We start from the raw sequence: 559 nt of genomic DNA, 5'->3' as shown, positions 1-559 counted from the left end.
TAAAATAGGCTGTCGAGACTTTCTCGACAGCCTGAAGGACCCTCGGATAGGGTCCTCAGAGTGTCGAGAAAGTCCAACGGACTTTCTCGACACTTTATTTTTTATTTGGGGAGACTCAACTTTTAAAACAAAAATCGATTTAAAACGATCTGAGGACCCATTTTTATTTGATCAAAATGGCCATTTTAAACCTCATTAAAAAAACAGGGGGTTTCTCGACAGCCTGAGGACCCTCGGATAGGGTCCTTTTTTGTGATTAAAACATATTAGCCTGCTCAGGCTGTCTGAATCATCATCTGGACTTTTTTCAGCCTTCCTCACGAACGCTAAGTTGCCCTGTACCTGGTTCATTCAGCACAATTCGGGCTTTGACGGTTGATCCATCTTTACGCTTAAAAGACAACAGCTGTGTCTGTCCCTTCGTCAACAGAGACTTGAGCATCGTTTCCGTAATCTGCTTGCCAGCATATTCCTTCCAGACGACAAAGCCGCACCCCTGCTTGTAGTGGCTACACCCGTACCCCTTGCGGCCTTCAATAATGCTTCCGCCGCAACTGGA

At 45.6% G+C, this 559-nt stretch carries 1 protein-coding gene; it reads right to left on the bottom strand.

What is annotated here, in order from left to right:
- Nucleotides 1-307: 307 nt before the first annotated feature.
- On the bottom strand, nt 308-559 hold a 252-nt coding region (locus L693_RS28000; RefSeq protein WP_197029879.1), incomplete at its 5' end, for a topoisomerase C-terminal repeat-containing protein.

This window comes from Paenibacillus sp. 1-18, assembly GCF_000520755.1.
In the GTDB taxonomy this organism is placed as follows: Bacteria; Bacillota; Bacilli; order Paenibacillales; family Paenibacillaceae; genus Paenibacillus; species Paenibacillus brasilensis.
Note: the sequence above shows the minus strand (reverse complement) of the source record. Positions and strands in the feature narration are given on the sequence as shown.